Source organism: Mycobacterium sp. SMC-13 (assembly GCF_045311035.1).
In the GTDB taxonomy this organism is placed as follows: Bacteria; Actinomycetota; Actinomycetes; order Mycobacteriales; family Mycobacteriaceae; genus Mycobacterium.
Window position 1 is genome coordinate 1 of the sequence record NZ_JBJIAI010000077.1, and the last position, 1,772, is coordinate 1,772.

General features: G+C 60.3%; 3 protein-coding genes. 2 read left to right on the forward strand and 1 reads right to left on the reverse strand.

The genetic code is table 11. The features are described from left to right. The first annotated feature begins 492 nt into the window (after window positions 1-492). Window positions 493-795, forward strand: a complete 303-nt coding sequence (locus ACJH6I_RS31720; protein ID WP_406785187.1) for a hypothetical protein — start codon at window positions 493-495, stop codon at window positions 793-795. A 73-nt stretch (window positions 796-868) separates the two neighbouring features. Then, the gene (locus ACJH6I_RS31725) at window positions 869-1,210 is read left to right on the forward strand and encodes a DUF1801 domain-containing protein (RefSeq protein ID WP_406785188.1); all 342 of its coding nucleotides are present in this window, start codon (window positions 869-871) and stop codon (window positions 1,208-1,210) included. A 117-nt stretch (window positions 1,211-1,327) separates the two neighbouring features. On the opposite strand, the gene ACJH6I_RS31730 is transcribed toward ACJH6I_RS31725, so the two are convergent. Next, the coding region (locus ACJH6I_RS31730; protein WP_406785189.1) for a hypothetical protein at window positions 1,328-1,772 on the reverse strand (445 nt) is incomplete at its 5' end.

The window sequence follows — 1,772 nt, forward strand, 5'->3', positions numbered from 1 at the left end:
CGGTAAGACCAACACGAGGCCCACACCTGGGGAATTACGTGACAGCAACCCCTGGGGAATTACGTGACCGACGACAGTCGTCAAGCTGCATCACGGGCGCTGGGTCGTATCCAGGCCCTTTGCGACGACCGAGGTCACACAAACTTTGTCCGTACGTGATGGTTGCGGCGTCGTCGCGGTAGCCGGTCTCGGATGCAGACGAGCGCAGCTTGATTCCATGGCTGGCCAGCGTGTCGAGATACTTTTCCGGACTACCGTTGTTGGCGGTGGAACTCGCGGCGCTGGCATCCTGCTTGCTGGGTGAGCTATCGCCGCATGCAGAACACGCAGACAGGATTGCCACGAATGCTGCGATAGTGCCCGGTTTCATGGACGAGATAGTACGGTGCTGATTCACAGCAAATGCCCAGGCGCGCCAGACCGATCGGTGCTCCGCTAGCTACTTGTCCGGCAATCGGATAGACCAAGATTGCCCGCCGGAAGGAAACCACTGTGAGGATCGCAGCAGCGCTGGCGGCATCAGCTATTGCCGCCCCGGCAATAGCTCTGGTTGTAATCCCTGCCGCGAATGCGGTGCCCGGCGACCCCATGGCCGGGTGTGAAACCCAGGTGTTCGCCAACTACTGCGACGGTCCCATCCGCGAGGACGGTTCGTGGAAGCGGTGCATGTTCGCTCACTCGCAGTACACCGGAGCTGGAGGCTACATCCCGCCAGTGCAGAACTGCTTCATGGTTCCCGCGGCAGACCAGATTCCACCGCTACCACTTGGCCAACCGCAGCATCACATCGAGTAGGTCGCGTCACGCCTCCGTCAACGTCAGCACCCACGCCCGTGTTCATCCATATCTGCCTAGTACATTGGCGGCTGTGAGTGGGGATTGGCGCGTCGATCGGGTCGACGAAATTCGGGCATTGGTCAAACAAGCCGAGCCCGACGTCGTCGAGGAGTTCAAGTGGCGCAAGCCATCGAATCCTGATGGCGTGCCGACGTTTTCACTGGATGGACTGATCTGCACAGTGGAGACGTACAGGGACAAGGTCAAGATGACCTTCGCCAAAGGCGCGTCCTTGAAGGACCCGAGTGGTTTGTTCAACGCGAGTCTCGATGCTGGAGTCCGGCGCGCCATTGATCTGCGCGAAGGCGACCAACTGGACGCGGATGCGTTCAAGGCACTGATTCATGAGGCCGTGACAGCCAACCGCAGTTAGCGCCGTTCACGGGGGTCCGGATGGCCCTCGGCGCCACTACGAAGTTGAACTCCGCTTCCACGCGTAGGCGGATCGGCGCCTTCGGCGAGAAATGCCGGAACTGGATGGGCGAACTGGCTAGCCCGGCTCACCTGCAACTGTGGCGCGCAGAAACGCCACTACGTCGTCCGGTGGGCTGCCCTTGCGATAGGTGAACAGGTGAGCATCCCAATCGTCGGGTCGATGCACCCCGACTGAACGCAGGTCGGTATCCATTCGGTCCACGAGAAAAGACCACAGCTTTCGATGGGCGATGTAGTCGCCGTCGCTCGCAAGCATGTACAGATGGATGAGGACGAGTCGCCTTTCTCGGCCGCCGGTACGCAACAGAGGCCAGTACTTGACCAAGTTGCCGACACCGCCGGCGCTCTCCGTCTCGACCAGAACGGATGTGGTCGGCAGTTCAATCCGAAGGTCACCGAATTGGAACTGTTGGAGCCCCGAAAGGGAGGAATTGTCAATACCTGTGGATCGGCTTGTTTCAGGCGACCTCCGTTCCAGTTGATTCGGTCGGTGCCGAGTC